Below are 25826 nucleotides of genomic sequence, written 5' to 3' on the forward strand. Positions count from 1 at the left end.
CTCGCAGCGGCTTTTGTATTTTCTGAAATAAACGAAGTGGAGAGCCGCATGGTTCCCGTAATCGCCCTGGTGGGCCGACCGAACGTCGGCAAGTCCACCTTGTTCAACCGCCTGACCAGGACTCGCGACGCTATCGTCGGCGACTTGTCCGGTCTGACCCGTGATCGCCAGTACGGTGAGGCCAAGTGGCAAGGGCGTTCCTACATTCTGGTCGACACCGGCGGTATCTCCGGTGACGAGCATGGTATGGACGAAAAAATGGCCGAGCAGTCGCTGCTGGCCATTGAAGAAGCGGATGTCGTTCTATTCCTGGTAGATGCCAAGGCCGGTTTCACCGCCGCCGACCAGATGATCGCCGAGCATTTGCGCAAACGTAACAAGCGTTCCCACGTGGTCGCCAACAAGGTCGACAACATCGACCCGGAAATGGCCCGCGCCGAATTCGCCCCACTGGGTATGGGCCACGCGATCCCGATCGCCGGTGCTCACGGCCGAGGCATCACCCAGCTGCTGGAAATCGCCTTGGGCGACTTCCCGAAAGACGAAGACGAGCCGGAAGAAGGCGAGGAAGAGGACGTTGCCGAAGGCGAGGAAGCCAAGCGCATTCCTGGCCCGAGCGAAAAAGACGGGATCAAGATCGCGATCATCGGTCGCCCGAACGTCGGCAAGTCGACCCTGGTCAACCGCATGCTCGGTGAAGACCGGGTGATCGTCTATGACCAACCCGGCACCACCCGCGACAGTATCTACATCCCGTTCGAACGTAACGACGAGAAGTACACGCTGATCGACACCGCCGGTGTGCGCAAGCGCGGCAAGATCCACGAAGAAGTCGAAAAGTTCTCCGTGGTCAAAACCCTGCAAGCGATCAAAGACGCCAACGTGGTGATCTTCGTGATGGACGCCCGCGAAGGCGTGGTGGACCACGACCTCAACCTGCTGGGCTTCGCCATCGAGTCGGGTCGTGCGCTGGTCATCGCGATCAACAAGTGGGACGGCATGACGCCGAGCGAGCGCGACTTCGTGAAGGTCGAGCTGCAGCGTCGACTGTTCTTCGTTGACTACGCCGACATCCACTTCATCTCGGCGCTGCACGGCACCGGTGTGGGCAACCTCTACGCCTCGGTGCAGAACTCGTTCAAGTCCGCGGTCACCCGCTGGCCGACCAACCGCCTGACCCAGATCCTGGAAGACGCAGTTGGCGAGCACGCACCGCCGATGGTCAACAACCGCCGGATCAAGCTGCGTTACGCTCACCTGGGTGGTGCGAACCCGCCGATCATCGTGATCCACGGTAACCAGATCGAGAAGGTGCCGAAGTCCTACGTGCGTTACCTGGAAAACACTTACCGCCGTGTCTTGAAGCTGGTCGGTACGCCGATCCGCATCGAGTTCAAGGGCGGCGAGAACCCGTACGAAGGCAACAAGAACTCGCTTACCGACCGCCAGGTCAACAAGAAGCGTCGCTTGATGTCGCACCACAAGAAAGCCGACAAGAAGCGCCGCGACAAGCGCTGATCTAAGGCTTGGCCTCACTCATGTGGGAGCGAGCCTGCTCGCGAATGCAATCTGTCAGTCAACGTTTATCGCGACTGACACACCGCCTTCGCGAGCAGGCTCGCTCCCACAGGGTAGGACGAGAAGAAGGGCGCTTTTGGCGCCCTTTTTTTATGGACGCCGTTTGGGCTATCCTCGGACTCTCCCGCGCCGCCGTTAGAGCCGGGTGTAGAGCAGGGAATCCTCGATGATCACCAGTAAGCTGCCGAATGTCGGCATCACCATCTTCACGCAGATGTCTCAGCTCGCGGCGCAAACCGGGGCGCTCAACCTGTCCCAGGGCTTTCCCGATTTTGCTGCACCGCAAGCCCTGTGCGATGCGGTCGGCCGGCATATTGCCAATGGCCACAACCAATACTCGCCAATGACCGGCCTGCCGGTACTGCGTCAGCAGATCGCGGCGAAAATCGCCCGCAGCTATGGCGTCAGCGTCGATGTGGACAGCGAAGTGACCGTGACGCCCGGCGCGACCGAGGCGATTTTCTGCGCCATCCAGGCCGTTATCCACAGCGGTGACGAGGTCATCGTGTTTGACCCGGCCTATGACAGTTACGAGCCTTCGGTTGAGCTGGCCGGTGGCCGTTGCGTTCATGTGCAACTGGGGTTGGATGACTTCAGCATCGATTTCCAGAAGCTCGCCCAGGCACTGAGTCCGCGTACGCGGATGATCATCCTCAACACTCCGCACAATCCCAGCGGCGCACTGATCAACCGTGCGGAGCTGGACCAACTGGCGGCGTTGATCCGCGATCGTGACATCTATGTGATCAGCGACGAGGTCTACGAGCACCTGGTCTACGACGGTGTGCCCCACGTCAGTGTGCTGGCCCATGAAGAGTTGTATCAGCGCGCCTTCGTGGTCAGCTCCTTCGGCAAGACCTATCACGTCACCGGCTGGAAAACCGGCTATGTAGTAGCGCCGCCGGCGCTGACGGCAGAGCTGCGCAAGGTGCACCAGTACGTGAATTTCTGCGGCGTCACACCGTTGCAGTATGCCTTGGCCGACTTCATGGCCGAACACCCGGAACACGTTGAAGAGTTGCCGGCGTTCTATCAGGCCAAGCGCGACCTGTTTTGCGACCTGCTGGCGCCTTCGCGCTTCAGCTTCACACGGGTAAGCGGTACGTATTTCCAGCTGGTCGACTACTCGCAGATCCGTCCGGATCTCAACGACGTCGAGATGGCCCTGTGGATGACCCGTGAACATGGCGTGGCGAGCATTCCCATCTCGGTATTCTACCAGACCCCCCCGGTCGGCCAGCGCCTGGTGCGCCTGTGCTTTGCCAAGCGTGAGGAGACCCTGCGTGAAGCAGCGGAAAAACTATGCGTGATCTGAGTGCGTTACCCAACCTGACCGTAGCGCTGATCCAGACCACCCTGGCCTGGCACGATCGCCAGGCCAACCTGGAGCATTTCGAGCATTTGCTGGAACAGGCTCGCGGTGCGGACCTGATCATTCTGCCGGAGATGTTCACCACCGGTTTCTCGATGGAGTCCGAGACCCTCGCCGAAGCGGAAAACGGACCGACCAGCAAATGGTTGCGGGCTCAGGCGGAAAAATTCGATGCAGTGATCACCGGTAGCGTGATTGTGCAGGCCGCTGATGGCAGCCATCGTAACCGCCTGTTGTGGGCGCGGCCGGATGGCGAAGTGTGGCACTACGACAAACGTCACCTGTTCCGCATGGCCGGCGAGCACAAGCACTTCACCCCCGGCGAACGCCAGGTGCAGTTCGAACTCAAGGGCTGGCGAGTGCGGCCGCTGATTTGCTACGACCTGCGCTTCCCGGTGTGGAGTCGCGATGCGCAGGACACTGACCTGCTGCTGTACACCGCCAACTGGCCGGGCGCACGGCGCCAGCACTGGAACCGCTTGCTGCCGGCGCGGGCCATCGAGAACTTGTGCTACGTGGCAGCGGTTAACCGCATCGGCACCGATGGCAAAGGCTTTGCCTATACCGGGGACAGCCAGGTGCTGGATTTCCAGGGCGAGACGTTGCTCAGCGCGGGGGAGGCGGACGGGGTGTTCAAAGTGGTGCTGGATGCGGCGGAACTGGCGGCCTATCGCACACGTTTTCCGGCGAACCTGGATGCCGACACCTTCGAGTTCACCTGAGACTTGCACTGCCTGAGCTGGCCCCTTCGCGAGCAGGCTCGCTCCCACATTGGAATGCGTTCTCCTGTGGGAGCGAGCCTGCTCGCGAAGATGGCATGACAGGCACTACAAAAACTACAGGCAAACAAAAAGGCCCCGAGATCGCATCTCGGGGCCTTTTGTATTTCAGCGAAGGCTAATTACGCCGCTTTCGCTTCCGGCTGGCTCAGCGAGCGGTTCAGCGCGCTGAACAGGGCCTTGAAGCTGGCGGTGGTGATGTTTTCATCGATACCCACGCCGTGCACCGCACGCTCACCATTGACTCGCAGCTCGATGTAGGCCGCCGCCTTGGCATTGGTGCCTGCGCCGATGGCGTGTTCGTTGTAGTCCATGATTTCCACCGGGATCGGCAGGCCGGCCACCAGTGCTTCCAGGGCGCCGTTGCCCTTGCCGCGCCAGTGCAGGTTGGTTTCGCCCTGGCCTTTGCTGGCCACTTCCACTTCGACGGCGCTGTGGCCGTTTTCTTCCTGCAGGCGATGGCTGACCAGCGCATACGGGGTATTGGCCTGCAAGTACTCGCTGTGCAGCAGCGCGTGGATCTGCTGTGCGGTCATTTCCAGGCCCAGGCGATCGGTTTCACGCTGTACGACCTGGCTGAATTCGATCTGCATGCGACGTGGCAGGCTGATGCCGTATTCCTGCTCCAACAGATAGGCGATGCCGCCCTTGCCCGACTGGCTGTTGACGCGGATGACCGCCTCGTAGCTGCGGCCGATGTCGGCCGGGTCGATCGGCAGGTATGGCACTTCCCACAGGGCGTCCGGTTTCTGCTGGGCGAAGCCCTTGCGGATCGCGTCCTGGTGCGAGCCGGAGAATGCGGTGTGCACCAGGTCGCCAACGTACGGGTGACGCGGGTGAACCTGGATCTGGTTGCACTCTTCGACGACCTTGCGCACGCCGTCGATGTCGGAGAAGTCCAGCTCAGGGTTCAGGCCCTGGGTGTACATGTTCAAGGCCACGGTTACCAGGTCGACGTTACCGGTACGCTCGCCGTTGCCGAACAGGCAGCCTTCGACGCGGTCGGCGCCAGCCATCAGGCCCAGTTCGGTGGCGGCAACGCCAGTGCCACGGTCGTTGTGGGTGTGCAGGCTGATGATCACGCTGTCACGACGGTTGATGTGACGGCCGAACCATTCGATCTGGTCGGCATAGATGTTCGGGGTGGCGCATTCGACGGTGGCCGGCAGGTTGAGGATGATCTTGCGCTCGGGTGTCGGGTTCCAGACTTCGATCACCGCGTCGCAGACTTCCTTGGCGAACTCCAGTTCTGTGGCGCTGAAGGTTTCCGGGGAATACTGGAAAGTCCACTCGGTTTCCGGCTGCTGGGCGGCATATTTGACGAACAGCTTGGCCGCGTTTACGGCGATTTCCTTGACCCCTTCCAAGTCCTGGTTGAAGACAATGCGGCGGAAAGAAGGAGACGTGGCGTTGTACAGGTGAACGATGGCTTTTTTCGCGCCGCGCAGGGATTCGAAAGTACGCGCGATCAAATCCTCACGTGCCTGGGTCAATACCTGGATGGTGGTGTCGTCCGGGATATGACCGTCTTCGATCAGGGTGCGTACGAAGTCGAAATCGGTCTGCGAGGCGGACGGGAACGACGCTTCGATTTCCTTCACGCCGACCTGCACCAGGGTTTTCCAGAAGCGCAGCTTCTTGACGGCGTCCATCGGTTCGATCAGCGACTGGTTACCATCGCGCAGGTCGGAGCTGCACCAGATTGGCGCGGCGGTGATGGTCTTCGACGGCCAGGTGCGGTCCGGCAGATCGATGGTCGGGAACGCGCGGTATTTCGAAGACGGGTCTTTGAGCATGCTCATCGGGAAATCCTTATTGTGTTGGCCGAAAAAAGGCGGCCTGCCGGTGGATCAAAATGTTCTTGGAGTAACGCTTGGGATGAGGCGCCGCGATTCAGCCCGGCAGTCGTGCACTGACAAGGCACAAACTGCGGTGCTGACGAAGCTGAATGAGGGTGTGAGAGGTTTTCATGCCTTCAACCCTAACCGCGGGGGGAAAGGATGGCAAGCGGTGGAAAAAAATTGAGAGGAATCCTCTTTAAGGCTTGTTTGGCGAGATTTTATTGCTCTGGAGTACGGTGATCTTCAGGTTGCTTGCTCAAGGTTTGAGCTGTGCGCAATCGACGATGCTGGCATCTTGTTCTGCTGACGAAGCTATTCTTAAGTCTTGGAGGCCCAGCAGGAGTCGGTGATGAACGAGTCTGATTGGAAACAATACTGCGTGTTGCGTCCGATAGCCCATGAGCGGATGTGTGAGCGGATTCTATCGGATGTCGAAAAGACGCTATTGGACAAGAGTATCGCGCCGTACGAGCGGATAGATCGCAGCGAGGAATTGCTCAAGGCTGGGCAAAAGGAGTTGTACTGGGCGTTTGGCGTGTTCAGGTTCTCGCGGCATGAAGCCCGTTCGCATTTGCTCGGGCTGTGCGCGCGGGAGTTGATTACGGCGCAGGAGTTGAGCTGGTTTTCAGTGGAGACTCAGGAGTGGGTCAGGCATTGCCTGGCGGACCGGGAAGTCCATGGCATTGAGGATCTGGATGCGGAGTAGTGGCCTTGAAAGATCGCAGCCTGCGGCAGCTCCTACAGGGTTCAGCGATACGACACGAACCCTGTAGGAGCTGCCGCAGGCTGCGATCTTTTGATCTTGCTTAAGGCTGAAACGCCCCGATAAAGATCGCCGGATCCACCCGCGCATCATTCAGGCTGACATTCCAATGCATATGCGGCCCGGTCGCCCGACCGGTCGCCCCGACTTTTCCGACCACACCGCCACGCGCCATCTGCTGGCCGACCTTCACGTCGATTTTCGACATGTGGCAGAACATGCTGATGAACCCCTGGCCATGGTCGACAAACACCGTATTGCCGTTGAAGAAGTAGTTGCCGATCAAGATCACCTTGCCTGCGGCCGGCGTCTTGATCGGCGTACCGGCAGGCACGGCGAAATCCAGGCCTGAGTGAGGATTACGCTCCTCACCGTTGAAGAACCGGCGTACCCCGAACTTGCTCGACAGCGGTCCGTTTACCGGTTTGTCCAGCAGCACGTTACTTGGCGAATTCGGGCTGAACGTACGGTAGGCAGCGATCTGCTCGGCCAGTTCGCGCTCGATGCGCTTGAGATTGTCCGGGTCTGGATTGACCTGTTGGGTGTTTTTCAGGGTGATTCGCTGCTCCGGGTATTTCTTGTTGCCGACGGTGAAACCAAGGCTGCGCCCACCACTGCTGATGGCCTGGGCGCCCGGCTTGACCGTCAACGGCACGCCGACAATCGCCAGCCAGTTGTTCTGTTCCTTGATCACCAGAACGGGTTTGCCCTGATAACTGGCTTTCGGCGCTTGCGCGGCAGCGCCCAGGTCGACAACCGCCACGCCGCCCGGCACCGGTTTGTTCAACAGGCGGGTGATGTAGCTGTCGGCGTGGGCGTTGAAGGTCAGGCAAAGCAACAGCAGCGGAGCTAAGAAACGCGGCATGGATCAGTCCAGTAGAGAAAGTGTGACGGGCGTCAGGTGATTGTCTTCGACCCGCACGTGCAGTTCGCCTTCACCCAGTTTGGCCTTCAGGCGCTGGCCGGTGTGGGTCTGTGCGGCGCTGCGGATTGCATTGCCACGCTCGTCGAGCAAAATGCTGTAGCCACGGCCAAGAGTCGCCAGGGGGCTGACCACGTGCAGTGTTTGCATCTGGCTCTGCAGTTGCAGGCGACGGTTTTTCAGGCCCTCGCGGATGGCGCGGGGCAAGCGTTCGGCGAGGCTGTCGAGACGTTGGCGCAGCATCGCCAATTGACGACCCGGATGTTGCCCCGCCAGGCGGGTTTCCAGGCGGATCAGCCGTTCGCGACGGGTGTTGAGGCTGCGTTCGAAGGCCCGACGCATGCGCATGTCCAGATCATCCAGGCGTTGCGCTTGCTGGCGCAGGCGTTCGCCGGGATGGCGCAGGCGCCGAGAGATGCCTTCCAGGCGCAGCCGGTCACGCATCAGGCGATCACGCATGCGCATCACCAGGCGCCGATGCAGGCTCTCGACCCGGCGGACCAGATCACTGGAGTCCGGTGCCAGCAGCTCGGCCGCGGCCGATGGCGTGGGCGCGCGGACGTCGGCGACGAAGTCGCTGATCGATACATCGGTTTCGTGGCCGACGGCGCTGACGATCGGTGTCTCGCAGGCATCCACCGCGCGCGCTACGGCTTCTTCGTTGAAGCACCAGAGGTCTTCCAGCGAACCGCCACCGCGGGCCAGTATCAGCGCGTCGAAACCGCGGGCGTCCGCCAGTTTTAACGCGCGGACAATCTGCGCGGTGGCTTCGCGGCCCTGCACGGCAGTGGGGATCAGGGTCAATTGCACCTGCGGCGCGCGGCGGCGGAACACGCTGATGATGTCGCGGATGACCGCGCCGGTGGGCGAACTGATGATGCCGATGCGTTGCGGATGCGCCGGCAGCGGTACTTTGCGCTCGGCGCTGAACAGGCCTTCGGCGCTGAGTTTTTCCTTCAGGGCATCGAACGCCAGGCGCAATGCTCCATCACCGGCCGGCTCCACGGTATCGAGGATCAGCTGGTAATCGCCGCGTCCCTCGAACAACGAGACTTTGCCGCGTACCTTGACGGCCAGGCCATCCTTCAGCGCTTGACGCACACGCGCGGCGTTTTGCCGGAACAGCGCGCAACGCACCTGGGCGCCGCTGTCCTTGAGGGTGAAATAGACGTGGCCAGACGCGGGGCGGGCGAGGTTGGAGATTTCGCCTTCGACCCAGATGTTGCTGAAAACGTCTTCAAGCAACACCCGCGCGCGGCCGTTGAGCTGGCTGACGGTCAGGACTTCGCGGTCCAGGCCGAGTCTTGCAAAGGGATCTTTAATCATGGGGCGCATGATAGAGGCATTCTCTCGCCCAATGCACGATCCCCTTGTAGGAGCTGCCGCAGGCTGCGATCTTTTGATCTTGATTTTCAAGAGCAAAAGATCGCAGCCTGCGGCAGCTCCTACAAGGATGAGTACAAATGTTGGTTGATTTGTTCGGTCAATGGAATTTTGGCGCAGTGGACTGGCTGGTCATCGCGCTGGGCATCGCCCTGGCCTATATCGTGTTCGGCATTGCCGGTTTCGGCACGGCGCTGGTCGCCGGACCGATCCTGATCCTGTTCCTGCCGCTGTCGAAGATCGTGCCGTTGCTGGTGTTGCTCGATTTTGTCGCGGCGTTCGGCAACCTGCTGCCCTCGCGGCGTGATGTCGCCAAGCCTGAGCTGCTGCGATTGTTGCCCTGCATGGCCGTGGGTTGCACGCTGGGCGTGATCTTCCTGTTGAACCTCAAGTCGGATTTATTGCTGCTGTTGATGGGGCTGTTTATCAGCGCCTACGCCATCTACAGCCTGTGGATTAAAACCCGTCCGGCGCAATTGTCTGCCGCCTGGGCATTGCCGATGGGCACCGTGGGCGGGATGTTCGGGGCGTTGTTTGGCAGTGGCGGCTTTCTGTACGCGATCTATTTGAACAGCCGCTTGCCCAAGGAGGCGGCTCGAGCGACCCAGAGTGCGCTGATCAGTTGCAGCACGGTGGTGCGCCTGAGCCTGTTCATTGTCGCCGGAGTCTATGCCGAGCTACCCTTGTTGGTGCTGGCGTTGTGTTTGCTGCCGGCCATGGCGCTGGGCCTGTGGATCGGTCGACGGTTGACCCTGAAATTGTCACGCGAGGCGTTCGTCCGCCTGGTGACCTGGCTGGTCCTGGCCAGCGGTATCGCCCTGATCGGGCGTTACTTGAGTACTTGACCTCTGAAGCCTTGGGCTTAAGCTGCCGGGCTTCTTTCAAAGCGTTACAGCAGGTCGCCCCATGAATTCCCAAAGCATCATTGTCCCGAAAATTTCCACACTGCCGGTGCATGAGCCGCGGGCCCGGGCGATCGTGCGCTGGCTGGTGCGCAAGAACATCATCAACGAACAGTTGACCACCTGCGGCCGCACCGGCAATCGCATGGCCCACGCCATCGCCGAGGGTGCCAGGGAAGTGGTCCTGCACCCGCAAGCCCTGCCGTTCGGCGAGCCGATCAATGGCCTGGAGATCGTCACCAAGCGCTGCATCTATACACCGGCCAAGGGGTTTCTTGGCGAGGCCGGTTGTGCCGAGTGCCGCAAGGAAATCGGTGAAGCCCTGTTTGAAAGCCTCGAAGACTGGATGCCCGGACGGACCGATAACTTCACCTGCCCTGAATGCGGGCATGAAGATGACATCAACGGTTTCCTGTTCCTGCAGGAGTGCGGCTTTTCCAACCTGGGCTTCATTTTCAACAACTGGGCCGAGGCGGGGTTCAAGCAGAGCTTTCTCGACGAGTTTGCCGATTGGCTGGATCAGCCGGTAAGTTGGGTGAAAGTAGAGCTCTGATCGTTGCATCCCCCCTGTAGGAGCTGCCGAAGGCTGCGATCTCTTGATCTTGCTTTTGAAGATCAATGTCAAAAGATCGCAGCCTTCGGCAGCTCCTACAGGGGGCGATATGTTCCGTATATCCATAAGGTCGATAATAGACAGAGTTTTACATTGAACCCGAGGGGGTGTCTGACTATAATGGCGCGCTTCCATTTTCCCGCTCGGGAGCCCCCGCGATGCTGCGTATCAGCCAAGAAGCTCTGACATTCGACGACATTCTCCTAGTGCCTGGTTATTCCGAGGTGCTTCCTAACGAAGTCAGTCTCAAGACCCGCCTTACCCGTGGCATCGAGCTGAATATTCCACTGGTCTCCGCCGCCATGGACACCGTCACTGAAGCCCGTCTGGCAATTGCCATGGCTCAGGAAGGTGGTATCGGTATCATCCACAAGAACATGACCATCGAGCAGCAAGCTGCCGAAGTGCGCAAGGTCAAGCGTTACGAAGCCGGTGTGGTCAAGGATCCGATCACCATCGATGCCGACGCTACCGTGCGCGAACTGTTCGAATTGACCCGCATGAACAACATCTCCGGCGTTCCGGTGCTGCACAATGGCGACCTGGTCGGCATTGTCACTTCCCGTGACGTGCGTTTCGAGAACCGTCTGGAAGCCACTGTCCGTGAAGTGATGACGCCTAAAGAGCGCCTGGTCACGGTCAAGGAAGGCGCCGACAAGAACGACGTTCGCGAGTTGCTGCACAAGCACCGCATCGAACGCGTGCTGATCGTCGACGACAAGTTCGCCCTCAAGGGCATGATGACCGTCAACGACATCGAAAAAGCCAAGGCTTACCCGCTGGCCAGCAAGGACGATCAAGGTCGTCTGCGCGTGGGCGCCGCGGTCGGTACCGGTAAAGACACCGGTGACCGTGTCGCTGCCCTGGTTAACGCCGGCGTTGACGTGGTGGTGGTCGACACCGCCCACGGTCATTCCAAAGGCGTGATCGACCGCGTTCGCTGGGTTAAACAAAACTTCCCTGAAGTGCAAGTGATCGGCGGCAACATCGCCACCGGCGCTGCCGCCAAGGCCCTGGCCGAAGCGGGCGCTGACGCAGTCAAGGTCGGTATCGGCCCTGGCTCGATCTGCACCACCCGTATCGTCGCCGGTGTCGGCGTGCCGCAAATCAGTGCCATCGCCAACGTCGCCGCTGCCCTCGAAGGCACTGGCGTTCCGTTGATCGCCGACGGCGGCATCCGTTTCTCCGGTGACCTGTCCAAGGCCATCGTGGCCGGTGCTTCCTGCGTGATGATGGGCTCGATGTTCGCCGGTACCGAAGAAGCGCCAGGCGAGATCGAACTGTTCCAGGGCCGTTCGTACAAGGCTTATCGCGGCATGGGTTCGCTGGGCGCCATGTCCCAGGCCCAGGGTTCCTCCGACCGTTACTTCCAGGACTCCTCCGCGGGTGCCGAGAAGCTGGTTCCGGAAGGTATCGAAGGGCGTGTGCCGTACAAGGGCACCCTGAGCGCCATCATCCATCAACTGATGGGCGGCCTGCGTTCCTCGATGGGTTACACCGGCAGTGCCGACATCGAAGAAATGCGCACCAAGCCTGAGTTCGTGCGGATCACCGGTGCTGGCATGGCCGAGTCCCACGTCCACGACGTACAGATCACCAAGGAAGCGCCAAACTACCGCGTAGGTTGAGGCTTCAAGCAAATCGTTAAGCAACCGGGGCTGTTCTATTCAGCCCCGAGTTGTTTCTGAATCACGACTGTTTCTGAATTATTAAGACGAGACTGAATCATGGCCCTCGACATTCACGCTCACCGCATCCTGATCCTCGATTTCGGTTCCCAGTACACCCAGCTGATTGCCCGCCGCGTGCGTGAAATCGGCGTTTACTGCGAACTGCATCCGTTCGACATGGACGAGGAAGCCATTCGCGAATTCGCTCCAAAAGGCGTGATCCTCGCCGGCGGCCCCGAGTCCGTGCACGAAGCCGACAGCCCTCGCTGCCCGCAAGCAGTGTTCGACCTGGGCGTGCCAGTCTTCGGTATCTGCTACGGCATGCAGACCATGGCCGAGCAACTGGGCGGCAAGGTTGAAGGTTCCGACCTGCGTGAGTTCGGTTATGCCCGCGTAGACGTGGTTGGCAAGAGCCGCCTGCTCGACGGCATCGAAGACCACATCGACGCCGATGGCCTGTTTGGCCTCGACGTATGGATGAGCCACGGTGACAAGGTCACCAGGATGCCGGAAGATTTCCACATCCTGGCCAGCACCCCGAGCTGCCCTATCGCTGGCATGTTCAGCGACGAGCGTCGTTACTACGGCGTGCAGTTCCACCCGGAAGTGACCCACACCAAGCAGGGCGGTCGCATCCTGTCGCGCTTCATCCTCGACATCTGCGAGTGCGAAGCGTTGTGGACCCCGTCGAAGATCGCTGAAGACGCCATCGCCCAGGTTCGCGCCCAGGTCGGCACCGACAACGTACTGCTCGGCCTGTCCGGCGGCGTGGACTCGTCCGTGGTTGCCGCACTGCTGCACAAGGCCATCGGCGACCAACTGACCTGCGTTTTCGTCGACAACGGCCTGCTGCGCCTGCACGAAGGCGAGCAAGTGATGGCCATGTTTGCCGAGAACATGGGCGTCAAGGTGATCCGCGCCAACGCCGAGGATCAGTTCCTCGACAACCTGGCCGGCGAAGCCGACCCAGAGAAGAAGCGCAAGATCATCGGCCGTACCTTCATCGACGTGTTCGATGCCGAATCTTGCAAGCTGGACAACATCAAGTACCTGGCCCAAGGCACCATCTACCCGGACGTGATCGAGTCGGCTGGCGCGAAAAGCGGCAAGGCCCACGTGATCAAGTCGCACCACAATGTGGGCGGCCTGCCGGAAGAAATGAACCTCAAGCTGGTTGAACCGCTGCGCGAGCTGTTCAAGGACGAAGTCCGTCGCCTGGGCCTGGAGCTGGGCCTGCCGTACGACATGGTCTACCGTCACCCGTTCCCGGGCCCGGGCCTGGGCGTGCGCATCCTCGGCGAAGTGAAGAAGGAATACGCCGACCTGCTGCGTCGTGCCGACCACATCTTCATCGAAGAACTGCGCAAGGCCGACTGGTACCACAAGGTCAGCCAGGCGTTCGTGGTGTTCCAGCCGGTGAAATCGGTTGGCGTGGTGGGTGATGGCCGTCGTTACGCCTGGGTCGTGGCCCTGCGTGCAGTGGAAACCATCGACTTCATGACCGCGCGTTGGGCACACCTGCCTTACGAGCTGCTGGAAACCGTCAGCGGCCGCATCATCAATGAAATCGAAGGCATCTCCCGCGTCACCTACGACGTGTCGAGCAAGCCGCCAGCGACGATTGAGTGGGAATGATCCCGCACCAGCCCTGAGGGGTTGATCGCTGGATAAAAAGCCGTGTGAACGTGAGTTCACGCGGCTTTTTGCATTCATGCCCTGCCTGCGGCCCGGGATCATGCCTGCTTTGCTGTTTCTTTCACAATTGCGGGTGTATCGTATTCGCCTTTTGCGGGCCCAGGGCCTGCCGCGTTCAAGTGAGGTAGTTGAGTTCATGTCCTTTACCCGTCGCCAAATCCTCGGTGGCCTGGCCGGTCTTGTTGTCGTTGGTGTCGGAGCAGGGGGCGTGTCGCGGTACTGGCTGGGCAAGATGGCCGAGGCTGAGGCGGGCCATGACTATGAGCTGATCGCCGCGCCGCTGGACGTCGAGCTGGTGGCCGGGCACAAGACCGAGGCCTGGGCATTCGGCCCGTCGGCGCCGGGCACCGAGTTGCGCGTGCGCCAGGGCGAATGGCTGCGAGTGCGGTTCATCAACCACCTGCCAGTGGCGACGACCATCCACTGGCATGGCATCCGCCTGCCGCTGGAGATGGACGGTGTGCCGTACGTGTCGCAGTTGCCGGTATTGCCCGGTGAATACTTCGACTACAAATTCCGCGTGCCCGATGCCGGCAGCTACTGGTATCACCCCCATGTGAGCAGCAGCGAAGAACTCGGGCGCGGTCTGGTCGGCCCGTTGATCGTCGAGGAGCGCGAGCCGACAGGTTTCAAGTACGAGAAAACCTTGAGCTTGAAGAGCTGGCATGTCGATGAGCAGGGCGCTTTTGTCGACTTCAGCATTCCTCGCGAAGCCGCCCGAGGCGGTACGGCGGGGCGCCTGTCGACCATCAACGGTGTCCCGCAAGCGATCATCGACTTGCCCGCCGGGCAGATCACCCGGGTGCGGGTGCTTAACCTCGATAACACGTTGACCTACCGCCTCAATATTCCGGGTGTCGAAGCGCAGATCTATGCGCTGGACGGCAATCCCGTCGAACCGCGCCCGCTGGGCAAGGAGTACTGGCTCGGCCCAGGCATGCGTATTTGCCTGGCGATCAAAGCGCCGCCGGCGGGTGAAGAGTTGTCCCTGCGCAACGGCCCGGTTCGCTTGGGCACGCTGCGCTCCGTGGCCAACACCGACGCGCCGACTACATGGCCTGCGGCTCTGCCCGCCAACCCGGTGGCCGAACCGGACCTGGCCAATGCCGAGAAACTCAACTTCAATTTCGAATGGGTGGGGTCGGTGTCGGTGAATGTCGACAACGGCAAGCCGCCAAGCCTGTGGCAGATCAATGGCAAAGCCTGGGACATTACGGACAAAACCTGCGCCGACCGCCCGATTGCCAAGCTCGAGAAGGGCAAGAGCTACATTTTCGAATTGAAGAACATGACTCAATATCAACACCCGATTCACCTGCATGGCATGAGCTTCAAGGTCATCGCCTCGAATCGGCACAAGGTCATCCCGTATTTTACCGACACGTATTTGCTGGGTAAGAACGAGCGCGCGCAAGTGGCGCTGGTGGCGGATAACCCCGGGGTGTGGATGTTCCATTGCCATGTGATCGATCACATGGAAACCGGCCTGATGGCCGCGATCGAGGTGGCGTAATGCGTCAGATACGTCCCGCCGCGATCATCGACCGCAGCCGTGATCGCGACTTCATGCGCGAAGCCCTTGCCCTCGCCGCTCAAGGTGCCGCGTTGGGCGAAGTGCCCGTGGGTGCGGTGCTGGTGCAGGACGGTGAAATCATCGGTCGCGGCTTCAACTGCCCCATCAGCGGCAACGATCCGAGTGCCCATGCCGAGATGGTCGCGATCCGCGCTGCCGCGCTAGCCGTCAGCAACTATCGACTGCCGGGCAGCACGCTGTATGTGACGCTGGAACCGTGCAGCATGTGCGCCGGGCTGATCGTGCATTCGCGGATTGCACGGGTGGTGTATGGCGCGCTGGAACCCAAGGCCGGGATTGTGCAGAGCCAGGGGCAGTTTTTTACCCAGGGCTTTTTGAATCACCGGGTGTTGTATGAAGGTGGGGTGTTGGCCGAGGAGTGCGGGGCGGTGCTCAGCGAGTTCTTCAAGGCCCGTAGAGCCAAACCTTCAGACTGAACACTAAACCCTGTAGGAGCGGGCTTGCTCGCGAATGCGATTTAACATTCAACAGAGATGTTGGCTGACTCACCGCATTCGCGAGCAAGCCCGCTCCCACATTTGATCTTCATCGGCAGGGGCGGCGGGGGGTTATTTGCGGGCGACGATGACAGCCCGCATCGGCGCCGGCAGGCCTTCGATGGTCTTGCTGTGATCTTGCGGATCGAGGAAGTCGCTCAGCGACTGATACTTCATCCATTCCGTGCCGCGCTGTTCCTCAACCGTAGTCACGCTCACGTCCACGCATTTCACATCAGTGAACCCGGCACGGCGCAGCCACAACTCCAGCGCCGGCACCGACGGCAGGAACCATACGTTGCGCATCTGCGCATAACGGTCTTCCGGCACCAGCACTTGATGTTTGTCGCCTTCGACCACCAGCGTCTCCAGTACCAGTTCGCCGCCCTTGACCAGGCAATCCTTCAGCGCCAGCAAGTGCTCGATCGGCGAACGGCGGTGGTAGAACACACCCATCGAAAATACGGTGTCGAAGCCTTCCAGGTTCGGCGGCAGGTCTTCGAAAGGAAATGGCAGGTGCCAGGCATTCGGCTCGGCCAGGTAACGTTGCACCGCCTGGAACTGGCAGAAGAATAACCAGTTGGGATCGACACCGATTACGCTGTCGGCCCCTGCGCCGAGCATGCGCCACATGTAGTAGCCATTGCCGCAGCCGACATCGAGGATGCGCTTGCCCTTGAGGTCCAGGTGCGGGGCGACGCGCGACCACTTCCAGTCCGAACGCCATTCGGTGTCGACATGCACGCCAAACAGATCGAAGGGGCCTTTGCGCCACGGCGACAAGCCCATCAGCGCGGTGCGCATCTTCGCACGGGTTTCATCGTCGCAATCGGTGTCCAGCTTCAAACCGTTCAACAGGTCGATTTCGCTTGGCTGGATCTGAGGCAAGGCATCCAGCGCGCTTTGCCAGCGCTCCAGGTCGCCGTGACCTTTCTCCATTTTCTTGTCGAGTTGCGCCTGCAGTGTGTTGGCCCATTCGGCCAGCGGTGTGCCAGCCAGGCGGCGGGCGAGGGGGGACAGATCAATCATGGCAAGGCAATCAACGAGGCAAAGTTAAGACACTGGAACCACGGCACGACTTTCGAGAACCCGGCGGCCAACAGGCGTTCGCGGTGTTCTTCGAGGCTGTCGGGCTTCATGACGTTTTCGATGGCGCTGCGCTTCTGGGCGATTTCCAGTTCGCTATAGCCGTTGGCGCGCTTGAAGGCGACGTGCAGATCGGTGAGCAAGGCGTGCTCCTGCTCGTCTTCAAACCGCAGTTTTTCCGAGAGAATCAGTGCACCACCGGGCAACAGGGACTGGTGGATGCGCGACAGCAGCGCGCTGCGCTGATCCGGAGCAATGAATTGCAGGGTGAAGTTCAGCGCCACCACCGAGGCAGGCTGGAATTCGAGGGCGAGGATGTCACCTTCGATCACTTCCACCGGCAGCAACTCCTGGAACATCGAGTCCTGGCCGTTGAGGTACTCACGGCATCGTTCGACCATTGCCGCGGAGTTATCCACAGCGATGACACGGCAGCCGTCAGTGCGCACATGTCGACGCAGCGCCTGAGTCACAGCGCCCAGGGACGAGCCGAGGTCGTAGAGCACAGTGTTGGGCTGGGCGAATTGTGCGGCAAGCACACCGAGGTTTTCGACAATGGTCGGATAACCCGGCACCGAGCGCTTGATCATGTCCGGGAACACCCGCACCACGTCCTCGTTGAAGGCGAAGTCAGGCACCTGGGCCAAAGGCTGGGCGAAAAGGCGATCGGATTCTTTGCTCACGGCGGTTCCGGCGGTGTCGGTGGAAAAGGCCGGCATTTTAGCCAAGTTGGCGCGGGGATGCGCGGGTTGTCTGATAAACCGACGGGACTGACGCTTTGCTCGCCCCCACGCTCACACAGCGGCTGATACCCATCACGCTATCGGAACACACGAACGCCACGGCTCCGTCGGTTACCTGTATTCAAGCTTCCACAGAAAAAGCAAACTTGGCTTGGGATACAAACTCACGGTTTTGTTTGTCCTTGAAGCTGACATTGAATGTGCCGGAGTATTCTTGCTTGTTAGCGTTAACGAGCAGATTCATTGCGCCCTTGAATGCCCAGTAACTGGTGTAAGTCGGGAATTTTTCAGTCAAGGCGATTTCTATCCGTTGATCCGGTGAGTTTAATTCGTAGTAACCGGTTTCGATGTTTTTAGGGATGTAGATATCGAAAGCGCGGTCTTCAGGGGTGTCTTTTTCTCCCGCTTTGAAAACAGCCAATATTTCCCGGGAGCCGACGCTGATGTAAAACTCCTCTGAGTTGAACTCCTCGCGATCCTGAAAGGTGGCACTCAGATAATTTTTCTGACAGCACTGGCGGAATTTCATTTCAACATGGATGCGACTGTCGACCAAACTTCTTCGTTGCTGGATATCCATGGGGCCTGTCTCTTCAAGGATTGTTGGAATCTTGAATGTACGGCCTGCGAGCGGTCCGGGCGACTATTCGAACTAACAGGTTTCAAAAGACATTAATGACAATGTATGAATTTATCATTCCCACGCTCTGCGTGGGAATGCCGTCCGGGACGCTTTGCGTCCCTTCGCGATCTAACGCAGTTTTTGATCGAACGCCGATGCCGTGATGCCCCATTGCCCCAGCCAATAACTGAGGATGATCACGTACGGCGCCGCATCAAACGGCACCACAAAGCGGCTGATACCAATCACGCTATCGGAAAACACGAACGCCACGGCTCCGGCTGCCGCAAGCAGCGCCGAACGCTTGGGCACATCGGTACCCAGGCGCGCCAGTGAGCGCCAGAGCATGGCGCTGATCGCCAGGCCGTAGACGATCACCGGAATCAGCAAAGGCCCGAGATCGTGGGCAATCAGTATCCCCAGCAGAACCGCGCCGACCCCGAGGGCCAAAACCAGTGGCAACAGGGCCAACCGTCTGCAGTCCGTCAAATAAGCTTTCAGATAAGCCAGGTGGGCGACGAGAAACGCCCCGAGGCCGAACACAAACAAATCCCCCGGCCATGCCAGCAACACGTCGCCGAGCAGGGAGAAAATCAGTCCAAGACTGATCCAGCGCCGATACTCGCCGGGTGGTGCGTCGTGCAGCCAGCCGAGCAGGGCCAGGACAGGCAGCGGCTTGACCAACAGGCAGAGCAGCGCAGCGTGCACGCTCAGGCCATAGAGAAAAGTCACTGCGCCCATCAGCGCCAGAATCAACCAGCCCATGGTCAGTTGACCGAAATGGCGCAGTCGAAAGCGTCCACCGGAAGCACTTCCGGTGCCCAAGGTTGTTGCGAGGTCAAGCGTAAGCGTCCAGTGCCGGGGGCGAACGCCTGGAATCGCCAGGTCGAAACGCCGGCAGCACCCACGACGCCGGCATCTTCCGGGTTGCTGTAGACCTCAGGGCTGAGCGCGCGCAACACGCCACCGGCCGAGTCCTGGATCGACCAGCGGTAACCCGTAGTCGGATTGCTGGGCAGGGTCAGGATCAGGTTCTGTCCGTTGGTGAGCTGCACCGGGCATTCGCTTTGTTTTTCCACGGTCACGTTGTGTTTCGATTGCGTGGCACAGGCGGCCAGCAAGGCGAGGGCGAGGGGAACAAGCAGGCGGGTGGGGGACATGGGGTCAGCGGCTCCGGCATTCACGACGAACGGCGAGCATAACTGAAGATGAGACAAAATGTGACCAGAGCCGGGTCGAGGAACTGCTAGCGTACAGGCTCTGGCGTCAGTGGTGCGCATATAAGCGGATTAAGTATCTACTCGCTGACGTCGAGCTCACATTGAATGGATTGACCGCCACCAAACAGTAAGTCGAACGATAACTTGTGCTGTTTAGTGAGGTGGTTGAGAGTGGCAGTGTATGTCCCGCTAATGGCATAAGCCAATCCGCTTTCAGTTTGGTAACTCACTGACTTTAGCCATGATTGAGGATCAAACGTTTGCTCCCCGCCAGGGGTGTTGGGATCGATAAGAACTGTCATTATTTTTTGGTTAGAGCCCGCAAAATCGATATAACCGTTAATTTCCATGTTAAGTCTTTCGTGCGTTATATAAATTTGGTCGGTATAGAATTTTTCTTCTTTAATTATCCATTCGAAATAACCGCTAGCCTTCGTCCCGCGCTGAGTATTATCAGTCGACATAATGTGCTCGTCCCTTGAAGATGGTCGGTAGTCGAGTGACAGGCTAGGACATTAATAATGGGTTTGACACTGTCATTAATGACAGTTTTTTATATCCGATCGCGATAGCTGTTCAGAAAATCATGTGTGAAGTGGCCAGAGCAGGCTCTGGCCACTTCAGCGTGTGACTAGAACAACACCTTCGCCACATCCGCAAATCGCTTGGCAAAGTGCACGGTAATCCCTTCCTTGAGGTAGTCCGGCAGTTCTTCAAAGCTGCCACGGTTGGGCTCCGGCAAGATCAGCTCGAAAATCTTCTGCCGCCGCGCTGCAATCACCTTCTCCCGAACCCCGCCAATCGGCAGTACATGCCCGGTCAACGTCAGTTCGCCGGTCATGGCCACGCCTTTTTTCGGCGGCTGGTTGCGTGCCAGCGACAACAGGGCACTGGCCATGGTCACGCCAGCGCTCGGGCCGTCTTTTGGAGTGGCGCCTTCCGGCACATGGAGGTGCACGAAGGCTTCGTCGAAGAATTTCGGATCACCGCCAAACGACTTCAGATTGGAGCTGACGTAGCTGTAGGCAATTTCCGCGGACTCTTTCATCACCTCGCCCAGTTGCCCGGTGAGCTTGAAACCGCGATTGAGGGTATGAATGCGCGTGGCTTCGATCGGCAGGGTTGCACCGCCCATGCTGGTCCAGGCCAGGCCGGTGATTACTCCCGTCCCGGACAGTACTTGTTCATTACGGAATACGGGTTTGCCCAATGAAGCTTCGAGGTCTTTCGGACCAAATTTGATCGCCGCGCCTGGATCTTCGAGCAGCTTCACCACGGCTTTACGCACCAGTTTGCCGAGATTTTTCTCCAGCTGGCGAACGCCGGCTTCACGGGCATAACCGTCGATCAGCGCTCTGAGGGCACTGTCGCTGATGCTCAGGCTGCCTTTCGAGACCCCGGCCTTCTCAAGCTGTTTGGGCCATAGGTGGCGTTTGGCGATGGCGATTTTCTCTTCGGTGATGTAACCCGATAGGCGGATGACTTCCATCCGGTCCAACAGGGGGCCGGGAATCGAATCCAGGGTGTTGGCGGTGCAGACGAACAGCACCTTCGACAGGTCCAGGCGCAGGTCCAGGTAGTGGTCGAGGAATTCGACGTTCTGCTCCGGGTCGAGGGTTTCCAGCAACGCCGAGGCCGGGTCGCCCTGGTAGCTTTGGCCCATCTTGTCGATTTCGTCGAGCATGATCACCGGGTTCATCACTTCGACGTCTTTCAGCGCTTGCACGAGTTTGCCCGGCATCGCACCGATGTAGGTACGGCGGTGCCCCTTGATTTCCGCTTCGTCGCGCATGCCGCCGAGGCTGAAGCGGTAGAACGGTCGACCGAGGGATTCGGCGATGGATTTGCCGACGCTGGTCTTGCCCACGCCCGGCGGTCCCACCAGCAGCACGATGGAGCCGCTGATTTCACCCTTGTAGGCACCGACCGCGAGGAACTCGAGGATGCGGTCCTTGATATCGTCGAGGCCGGCATGGTGGTTGTCCAGCACCTTGCGCGCGTGCTTGAGGTCCAGCTTGTCCTCGCCGTACACACCCCAAGGCACCGATGTCGCCCAGTCAAGGTAGTTGCGCGTGACCGCGTACTCCGGTGAGCCGGTTTCGAGGATCGACAGCTTGTTCATCTCTTCTTCGATGCGCTTCTGCGCCTGCGCTGGCAGCACCTTGCCGGCCAGCCGTTGCTCGAATTGTTCGATGTCGGCGCTGCGATCGTCCTTGGTCAGCCCCAGCTCCTGCTGGATGACCTTGAGTTGTTCCTTGAGGAAGAATTCGCGCTGATGTTCGCCGATCTTGCGGTTCACCTCGGCGGAAATCTCTTTTTGCAGGCGTGCGACCTCGACCTCCTTGCGCAGCATCGGCAGGACTTTTTCCATGCGCTTGAGCATGGGCACGCAGTCGAGCACTTCCTGCAGTTCGCTGCCGGTCGCCGACGTCAGTGCGGCGGCAAAGTCGGTCAACGGCGATGGATCGTTGGGGCTGAAGCGGTTGAGGTAGTTCTTCAGCTCTTCGCTGTACAGCGGATTGAGGGGCAGCAGTTCCTTGATCGCATTGATCAGCGCCATCCCGTAGGCCTTGACCTCGTCGGTCGGCTCGGTGGGCTGGTGCGGGTACTCGACTTCCACCAGGTACGGCGGGCGGTGGTGCTTGAGCCAGGTCTTGAGGCGCACACGGGTCAGGCCCTGGGCGACGAATTGCAATTTGCCGTTTTCGCGACTGGCGTGATGCACCTTGACCAGGGTGCCGTAGAGCGGCAGCGCCGAGGTATCAAAATGGCGCGGGTCTTCCTGGGGCGTGTCCATGTAGAACAGGGCCAGGGAGTGATGCTCGGATTTGGCGACCAGGTCGAGGGTTTCAGCCCAGGGTTCTTCATTGACGATGACCGGCAGCACTTGGGCCGGGAAGAAAGGGCGGTTGTGAATCGGAATGATGTAGACCTTGTCCGGCAGGTTCTGGCCGGGCAGGGCGAGGCCCTTGCCGGTGTGGTGGTGTTCGGCGTGTTCCGGGTCGGCGTATTCGCTGGGGTCTTCGGGGAATGCTTGCTGGTCGCTCATGGGGCACCTGCGCAATGGGGTATGGGTCTTAGATGGGGCAGGCCGAGGGTGGTTTCAATGGGGGGAGGGGATATTCGGGGGGCGATCAGGATCTGGACAAGTCCTGGGGGTCAGTCTGTAACACGCATGGCGCGCAGGGCAAAACGGGCAGCGTTCCCACGGTATGGGAACGCTCATTCGTCAAATCAAGGGCGAATCTCGATCATCGTGCCGTCCGGTACCAGGTTCCAGATTTCACGCATGTCCATGTTGCGCATGGCAATGCAACCGTCGGTCCAGTCCAGGGTGTGGAACAGGTGCTCGGGGTTTTCCTCGGTGTCCGGGGTGCCGTGGATCATGATCATGCCGCCGGGATCGACGCCTTCACGGCGCGAGCGGGCGGAATCAGTGATATTCGGGTAGGAAATGTGCATCGCCAGGTTGAAGCGGTCGCTGACCTTGCGCCAGTCGATCCAGTAGAAACCTTCTGGTGTGCGTTTGTCGCCTTCCATCAGCTTGGGGCCCTTGGGCCGTTTACCCAGGGAAATGCGATAGGTCTTGAACGGCTTGCCGTCATTGATCAACTGCAATTGATGGGCCGACTTGAGAACCAGGATTTTCTCGATGACCTTGCCATCCAGGGGCTCCATGGCAGTAGCCTGGGACACCGTGATGAACGACAAGCAGAACAGGGCAAGCAACCAGCGCATTGAAACGATTCCCCAAGAGGTGTCGCGACCATATATCTATTTATAGGTGTTTTTGCAGGCGCTGCCGAAGGTCCGGGCCGAGTTCGGACGATCTGTGTGCGCCGGGTGATGATACCAAGATGACATCAAGTGATGACAGACTGAACCAGCGGCGGGATTGATTCGGACCGCACGGGATAGACTTCGGTCTTCCGGTCAGCGAAGAAGCATTCTAAGGTACGGCCCACCGTGCGGAAAGCCAGCTCGTCCCAAGGGATGTCGGCTTCGTCGAATAGTTGCACCTCCAGGCTCTCTATACCGGCGGCAAAATCCAGGTCCGCCAACTCGGCGCGGAAGAACACGTGCACCTGGCTGATGTGCGGCACATCGATCAACGTATAGATGCTCAGGTTGCGCACTCGGGCGCAGGCTTCCTCGGCCGTCTCGCGAATGGCCGCCTGCTCGATGGTCTCACCGTTTTCCATGAAGCCGGCGGGCAGGGTCCAATAGCCCCGGCGCGGCTCGATGGCGCGGCGGCACAACAGGACCTGGGTGCCCCAGGTCGCGACGCAACCGGCGACGATGTTGGGGTTCTGGTAGTGAATGGCGTGACAGCTGTCGCAGACAAAACGCAGGCGTGAATCGCCCTCGGGAATGCGTTGGGTCACCGGGTTGCCGCACTGACTGCAAAATTTCATGCTTGGGTTCCTGAATGCTGCGCCTATCTTGGCGTGCGGTGGTGGCTGTCGGCAAGTTGTCGTTTCGCGACATGCCACTGTCCGGGGGGTTGGGCGACCGAAGCGATTGGTGCATGATGCAGGGTAAGGCACTGATCGAGAACACTCATGCTGGACGAGCTACTGCATCGGGTAAGTCACCACACACCGCGTACGTTGGAGACCGACCGACGTTTCCCAGAGGCCGCCGTCCTGGTGCCGATCACCCGCAGTGACGAGCCGGAACTGGTATTGACCCTGCGCGCCAGCGGGCTGTCGACCCATGGTGGCGAAGTCGCCTTTCCCGGTGGTCGCCGCGACCCTGAAGACCCCGACCTGGTTTTTACCGCGCTGCGCGAAGCCGAAGAAGAAATCGGCCTGCCACCGGGCCTGGTCGAAGTGATCGGACCGCTGAGCCCGTTGATCTCCCTGCACGGCATCAAGGTCACACCTTATGTCGGGGTGATTCCGGATTTTGTCGAGTACCGGGCCAACGATGCCGAGATCGCCGCCGTGTTCAGTGTGCCCTTGGAGTTCTTTCGCGAAGACCCGCGCGAGCACACCCATCGCATCGATTACCAGGGACGAAGCTGGTACGTGCCGAGTTATCGCTATGGTGAATTCAAGATCTGGGGCCTGACGGCGATCATGATTGTCGAGTTGATCAATCTGCTCTATGACGCGAAAATCAGCCTGCATCTACCACCTAAAAGCTTTATCAATACCTGAAGCCATCACTCGAATGGCTTGAACACGCCGCTGCCTGAGCCTTGAGGACAACAAGATGAAATACCGCCTGGGCGACGCCCGTGTCGAGACCCATCCACAGAGCTGGGTCGCTCCCAACGCCGTGCTGGTGGGCAAGGTCAAACTGGAAGAGGGCGCCAACGTCTGGTTCAACGCCGTGTTGCGGGGCGACAACGAGCTGATCCTGATCGGCAAGGACAGCAACGTCCAGGATGGCACCGTGATGCATACCGACATGGGTTACCCGCTCACCATCGGCACCGGCGTGACCATCGGCCACAACGCCATGCTGCACGGCTGCACCGTGGGTGACTACAGCCTGATCGGTATCAACGCGGTGATCCTCAACGGCGCGAAAATCGGCAAGAACTGCATCATCGGCGCCAATTCGCTGATCGGCGAAGGCAAGGAAATACCCGACGGTTCGCTGGTCATGGGTTCCCCCGGCAAAGTGGTGCGCGAGCTGACCGAACAGCAGAAAAAGATGCTGGAGGCCAGCGCCGCCCACTATGTGCATAACTCACAGCGCTATGCACGCGACCTGGCTGAGCAGGAAGAATGAGCACTCCCGAACGCCTGGTTGCATCGCCTTGTGTGAATATTTGCGCACTGGACGACGATGACATTTGCACGGGCTGTCAGCGCACGGTAGAGGAAATCACCCGCTGGAGCCGCATGAGCAACGACGAGCGCCGCACGGTGTTGGGGTTGTGCCATGAGCGGGCCAAGGCCAGTGGGTTGGTGTGGATGATCGGCAAGACACCCGGCCGATAAGATCAAAAGATCGCAGCCTGCGGCAGCTCCTACATTTGATCCCCTGTAGGAGCTGCCGCAGGCTGCGATCTTTTGATTTGGCGTTTGGTTGAAGTACCCTGTGCGCCAAATTGACAGGTGCCTCCATGTTCTTCCTGATCGCCTATATCAGCAGCGTCGTGCTGATCAACTACGCCTTCTCCACTGCCCCGCACCTGGACATCATCTGGTCGGCCTGGGGCGGCCTGGTGTTCGTGTTGCGCGACATGGTGCAAATCCGCTTCGGTCACGGCGCAATCGCGGCGATGTTGGCGGCGCTGGTGTTGTCGTACATCACCTCCGATCCCTCTATCGCCCTGGCCAGCGCCACGGCATTTGCCGTGTCGGAGTGCATCGACTGGCTGGTGTTCAGCATCACCCGGCGCCCGTTGCACGACCGACTGTGGATAAGTTCAGCCCTGAGCATTCCGCTCGATACGTTTATCTTCTTCGGCATGATCGACGCGCTGACCCCGGGGGTGATTCTCACCGCACTGGGGTCCAAGTTCGCCGGCGTCACGGCGGTATGGCTGATCATGGCCTGGCGCTTGCGCAAGCAGGCACTCGTCAGCTGAAGCCAAACCCTGCGGTTCAT

The 25826-nt window shown here is 59.8% G+C and carries 26 protein-coding genes; 14 read left to right on the top strand and 12 right to left on the bottom strand.

Annotated features, from left to right (window positions below; genetic code table 11):
• The first annotated feature begins 48 nt into the window (after positions 1-48).
• The 3 genes from der to CGA21_RS22295 all read left to right on the top strand — a co-directional run bounded on the left by der (position 49) and on the right by CGA21_RS22295 (position 3672).
• Positions 49-1518, top strand: a complete 1470-nt coding sequence (gene der / locus CGA21_RS22285; protein ID WP_110747055.1) for a ribosome biogenesis GTPase Der — start codon at positions 49-51, stop codon at positions 1516-1518.
• 226 nt (positions 1519-1744) lie between these two features.
• Complete coding sequence (locus tag CGA21_RS22290) at positions 1745-2893, top strand: pyridoxal phosphate-dependent aminotransferase (RefSeq protein WP_110747058.1); 1149 nt, start codon at positions 1745-1747, stop codon at positions 2891-2893.
• A complete protein-coding gene (locus tag CGA21_RS22295; protein WP_188265059.1) occupies positions 2881-3672 on the top strand; it encodes an amidohydrolase in 792 nt (263 codons plus the stop codon). Before CGA21_RS22290 ends, CGA21_RS22295 begins: the two co-directional genes overlap by 13 nt.
• Positions 3673-3851: 179 nt before the next feature.
• Here CGA21_RS22295 and leuA read toward each other — a convergent pair whose 3' ends face one another.
• Complete coding sequence (leuA, locus tag CGA21_RS22300) at positions 3852-5531, bottom strand: 2-isopropylmalate synthase (protein WP_020795615.1); 1680 nt, start codon at positions 5529-5531, stop codon at positions 3852-3854.
• 388 nt (positions 5532-5919) lie between these two features.
• On the opposite strand from leuA, the gene CGA21_RS22305 reads away from it, so the two are divergent.
• Positions 5920-6276, top strand: coding sequence for a hypothetical protein (locus CGA21_RS22305; protein ID WP_020795616.1), 357 nt, complete (start codon positions 5920-5922; stop codon positions 6274-6276).
• Positions 6277-6376: 100 nt separating this feature from the next.
• Here the strand turns inward: CGA21_RS22305 and CGA21_RS22310 are convergent, their stop codons facing one another.
• On the bottom strand, positions 6377-7198 hold the full coding sequence (locus CGA21_RS22310; protein WP_033041361.1) for a M23 family metallopeptidase: 822 nt from the start codon (positions 7196-7198) through the stop codon (positions 6377-6379).
• 3 nt (positions 7199-7201) lie between these two features.
• Positions 7202-8581 (bottom strand): exodeoxyribonuclease VII large subunit, encoded by a 1380-nt coding sequence (gene xseA / locus CGA21_RS22315; protein ID WP_188265073.1) that lies wholly within the window; start codon positions 8579-8581, stop codon positions 7202-7204.
• Between the two features lie 137 nt (positions 8582-8718).
• Here xseA and CGA21_RS22320 point away from each other — a divergent pair, with 137 nt between their 5' ends.
• The 6 genes from CGA21_RS22320 (at position 8719) to tadA (ending at position 15528) form a co-directional block, all read left to right on the top strand.
• On the top strand, positions 8719-9483 hold the full coding sequence (locus tag CGA21_RS22320; protein WP_188265060.1) for a sulfite exporter TauE/SafE family protein: 765 nt from the start codon (positions 8719-8721) through the stop codon (positions 9481-9483).
• A gap of 61 nt (positions 9484-9544) precedes the next feature.
• Positions 9545-10093: a hypothetical protein gene (locus tag CGA21_RS22325; RefSeq protein WP_020795620.1), complete on the top strand. Its 549-nt coding sequence runs from the start codon at positions 9545-9547 to the stop codon at positions 10091-10093.
• A gap of 218 nt (positions 10094-10311) precedes the next feature.
• Positions 10312-11781, top strand: a complete 1470-nt coding sequence (gene guaB / locus CGA21_RS22330; RefSeq protein WP_020795621.1) for an IMP dehydrogenase — start codon at positions 10312-10314, stop codon at positions 11779-11781.
• A 99-nt stretch (positions 11782-11880) separates the two neighbouring features.
• Complete coding sequence (gene guaA / locus CGA21_RS22335) at positions 11881-13458, top strand: glutamine-hydrolyzing GMP synthase (RefSeq protein ID WP_083348292.1); 1578 nt, start codon at positions 11881-11883, stop codon at positions 13456-13458.
• Positions 13459-13654: 196 nt separating this feature from the next.
• Complete coding sequence (locus CGA21_RS22340) at positions 13655-15031, top strand: multicopper oxidase family protein (RefSeq protein ID WP_188265061.1); 1377 nt, start codon at positions 13655-13657, stop codon at positions 15029-15031.
• On the top strand, positions 15031-15528 hold the full coding sequence (gene tadA, locus CGA21_RS22345; RefSeq protein ID WP_110747066.1) for a tRNA adenosine(34) deaminase TadA: 498 nt from the start codon (positions 15031-15033) through the stop codon (positions 15526-15528). The genes CGA21_RS22340 and tadA overlap by 1 nt, the downstream gene beginning before the upstream one ends.
• 132 nt (positions 15529-15660) lie before the next feature.
• Here the strand turns inward: tadA and cmoB are convergent, their stop codons facing one another.
• From cmoB to CGA21_RS22390, 9 genes are all read right to left on the bottom strand, one after another.
• Complete coding sequence (gene cmoB / locus CGA21_RS22350; RefSeq protein ID WP_188265062.1) at positions 15661-16617, bottom strand: tRNA 5-methoxyuridine(34)/uridine 5-oxyacetic acid(34) synthase CmoB; 957 nt, start codon at positions 16615-16617, stop codon at positions 15661-15663.
• Complete coding sequence (gene cmoA / locus CGA21_RS22355) at positions 16614-17393, bottom strand: carboxy-S-adenosyl-L-methionine synthase CmoA (RefSeq protein WP_177411559.1); 780 nt, start codon at positions 17391-17393, stop codon at positions 16614-16616. The genes cmoB and cmoA overlap by 4 nt, the downstream gene beginning before the upstream one ends.
• Positions 17394-17538: 145 nt before the next feature.
• Positions 17539-17997: a hypothetical protein gene (locus CGA21_RS22360; protein ID WP_188265063.1), complete on the bottom strand. Its 459-nt coding sequence runs from the start codon at positions 17995-17997 to the stop codon at positions 17539-17541.
• 171 nt (positions 17998-18168) lie between these two features.
• On the bottom strand, positions 18169-18804 hold the full coding sequence (locus CGA21_RS22365; protein WP_110755151.1) for a lysoplasmalogenase: 636 nt from the start codon (positions 18802-18804) through the stop codon (positions 18169-18171).
• 2 nt (positions 18805-18806) lie between these two features.
• Positions 18807-19199, bottom strand: coding sequence for a protease inhibitor I42 family protein (locus tag CGA21_RS22370; RefSeq protein ID WP_188265064.1), 393 nt, complete (start codon positions 19197-19199; stop codon positions 18807-18809).
• 137 nt (positions 19200-19336) lie between these two features.
• Entirely contained in the window at positions 19337-19723 is a 387-nt protein-coding gene (locus tag CGA21_RS22375) for a hypothetical protein (protein ID WP_188265065.1), read from the bottom strand.
• Between the two features lie 167 nt (positions 19724-19890).
• Complete coding sequence (lon, locus tag CGA21_RS22380; RefSeq protein WP_110755148.1) at positions 19891-22308, bottom strand: endopeptidase La; 2418 nt, start codon at positions 22306-22308, stop codon at positions 19891-19893.
• A 185-nt stretch (positions 22309-22493) separates the two neighbouring features.
• Positions 22494-22997, bottom strand: a complete 504-nt coding sequence (locus tag CGA21_RS22385; protein WP_188265066.1) for a murein L,D-transpeptidase family protein — start codon at positions 22995-22997, stop codon at positions 22494-22496.
• A 125-nt stretch (positions 22998-23122) separates the two neighbouring features.
• Positions 23123-23674 (bottom strand): NUDIX hydrolase, encoded by a 552-nt coding sequence (locus CGA21_RS22390; protein ID WP_020795633.1) that lies wholly within the window; start codon positions 23672-23674, stop codon positions 23123-23125.
• Positions 23675-23821: 147 nt separating this feature from the next.
• Between CGA21_RS22390 and CGA21_RS22395 the strand changes: the two genes are divergently transcribed.
• From CGA21_RS22395 to CGA21_RS22410, 4 genes are all read left to right on the top strand, one after another.
• A complete protein-coding gene (locus tag CGA21_RS22395; protein ID WP_110755146.1) occupies positions 23822-24421 on the top strand; it encodes a CoA pyrophosphatase in 600 nt (199 codons plus the stop codon).
• Between the two features lie 55 nt (positions 24422-24476).
• On the top strand, positions 24477-25001 hold the full coding sequence (locus CGA21_RS22400; RefSeq protein ID WP_188265067.1) for a gamma carbonic anhydrase family protein: 525 nt from the start codon (positions 24477-24479) through the stop codon (positions 24999-25001).
• The gene (locus CGA21_RS22405) at positions 24998-25213 is read left to right on the top strand and encodes a DUF1289 domain-containing protein (RefSeq protein ID WP_188265068.1); all 216 of its coding nucleotides are present in this window, start codon (positions 24998-25000) and stop codon (positions 25211-25213) included. Before CGA21_RS22400 ends, CGA21_RS22405 begins: the two co-directional genes overlap by 4 nt.
• A gap of 125 nt (positions 25214-25338) precedes the next feature.
• Complete coding sequence (locus CGA21_RS22410; RefSeq protein WP_110755143.1) at positions 25339-25806, top strand: preQ0 transporter; 468 nt, start codon at positions 25339-25341, stop codon at positions 25804-25806.
• The last annotated feature ends 20 nt before the right edge of the window (positions 25807-25826 follow it).

The sequence above is a fragment of the Pseudomonas sp. PSB11 genome, assembly GCF_014596605.1.
Lineage (GTDB): Bacteria > Pseudomonadota > Gammaproteobacteria > Pseudomonadales > Pseudomonadaceae > Aquipseudomonas > Aquipseudomonas umsongensis.

Excerpts from the sequence above, each read along its gene's own strand:
- CGA21_RS22375 (WP_188265065.1), bottom strand. The coding sequence starts at position 19,723 with ATGTCGACTGATAATACTCAGCGCGGGACGAAGGCTAGCGGTTATTTC.
- CGA21_RS22320 (WP_188265060.1), top strand. The coding sequence starts at position 8,719 with ATGTTGGTTGATTTGTTCGGTCAATGGAATTTTGGCGCAGTGGACTGG.
- guaB (WP_020795621.1), top strand. The coding sequence starts at position 10,312 with ATGCTGCGTATCAGCCAAGAAGCTCTGACATTCGACGACATTCTCCTA.
- CGA21_RS22370 (WP_188265064.1), bottom strand. The coding sequence starts at position 19,199 with ATGTCCCCCACCCGCCTGCTTGTTCCCCTCGCCCTCGCCTTGCTGGCC.
- CGA21_RS22310 (WP_033041361.1), bottom strand. The coding sequence starts at position 7,198 with ATGCCGCGTTTCTTAGCTCCGCTGCTGTTGCTTTGCCTGACCTTCAAC.
- CGA21_RS22365 (WP_110755151.1), bottom strand. The coding sequence starts at position 18,804 with ATGGGCTGGTTGATTCTGGCGCTGATGGGCGCAGTGACTTTTCTCTAT.
- CGA21_RS22410 (WP_110755143.1), top strand. The coding sequence starts at position 25,339 with ATGTTCTTCCTGATCGCCTATATCAGCAGCGTCGTGCTGATCAACTAC.
- CGA21_RS22405 (WP_188265068.1), top strand. The coding sequence starts at position 24,998 with ATGAGCACTCCCGAACGCCTGGTTGCATCGCCTTGTGTGAATATTTGC.
- CGA21_RS22360 (WP_188265063.1), bottom strand. The coding sequence starts at position 17,997 with ATGGATATCCAGCAACGAAGAAGTTTGGTCGACAGTCGCATCCATGTT.
- CGA21_RS22305 (WP_020795616.1), top strand. The coding sequence starts at position 5,920 with ATGAACGAGTCTGATTGGAAACAATACTGCGTGTTGCGTCCGATAGCC.
- lon (WP_110755148.1), bottom strand. The coding sequence starts at position 22,308 with ATGAGCGACCAGCAAGCATTCCCCGAAGACCCCAGCGAATACGCCGAC.
- der (WP_110747055.1), top strand. The coding sequence starts at position 49 with ATGGTTCCCGTAATCGCCCTGGTGGGCCGACCGAACGTCGGCAAGTCC.
- xseA (WP_188265073.1), bottom strand. The coding sequence starts at position 8,581 with ATGATTAAAGATCCCTTTGCAAGACTCGGCCTGGACCGCGAAGTCCTG.
- CGA21_RS22340 (WP_188265061.1), top strand. The coding sequence starts at position 13,655 with ATGTCCTTTACCCGTCGCCAAATCCTCGGTGGCCTGGCCGGTCTTGTT.
- leuA (WP_020795615.1), bottom strand. The coding sequence starts at position 5,531 with ATGAGCATGCTCAAAGACCCGTCTTCGAAATACCGCGCGTTCCCGACC.
- CGA21_RS22395 (WP_110755146.1), top strand. The coding sequence starts at position 23,822 with ATGCTGGACGAGCTACTGCATCGGGTAAGTCACCACACACCGCGTACG.
- CGA21_RS22385 (WP_188265066.1), bottom strand. The coding sequence starts at position 22,997 with ATGCGCTGGTTGCTTGCCCTGTTCTGCTTGTCGTTCATCACGGTGTCC.
- tadA (WP_110747066.1), top strand. The coding sequence starts at position 15,031 with ATGCGTCAGATACGTCCCGCCGCGATCATCGACCGCAGCCGTGATCGC.
- CGA21_RS22290 (WP_110747058.1), top strand. The coding sequence starts at position 1,745 with ATGATCACCAGTAAGCTGCCGAATGTCGGCATCACCATCTTCACGCAG.
- cmoA (WP_177411559.1), bottom strand. The coding sequence starts at position 17,393 with ATGCCGGCCTTTTCCACCGACACCGCCGGAACCGCCGTGAGCAAAGAA.
- cmoB (WP_188265062.1), bottom strand. The coding sequence starts at position 16,617 with ATGATTGATCTGTCCCCCCTCGCCCGCCGCCTGGCTGGCACACCGCTG.
- CGA21_RS22295 (WP_188265059.1), top strand. The coding sequence starts at position 2,881 with ATGCGTGATCTGAGTGCGTTACCCAACCTGACCGTAGCGCTGATCCAG.
- CGA21_RS22400 (WP_188265067.1), top strand. The coding sequence starts at position 24,477 with ATGAAATACCGCCTGGGCGACGCCCGTGTCGAGACCCATCCACAGAGC.
- guaA (WP_083348292.1), top strand. The coding sequence starts at position 11,881 with ATGGCCCTCGACATTCACGCTCACCGCATCCTGATCCTCGATTTCGGT.
- CGA21_RS22325 (WP_020795620.1), top strand. The coding sequence starts at position 9,545 with ATGAATTCCCAAAGCATCATTGTCCCGAAAATTTCCACACTGCCGGTG.
- CGA21_RS22390 (WP_020795633.1), bottom strand. The coding sequence starts at position 23,674 with ATGAAATTTTGCAGTCAGTGCGGCAACCCGGTGACCCAACGCATTCCC.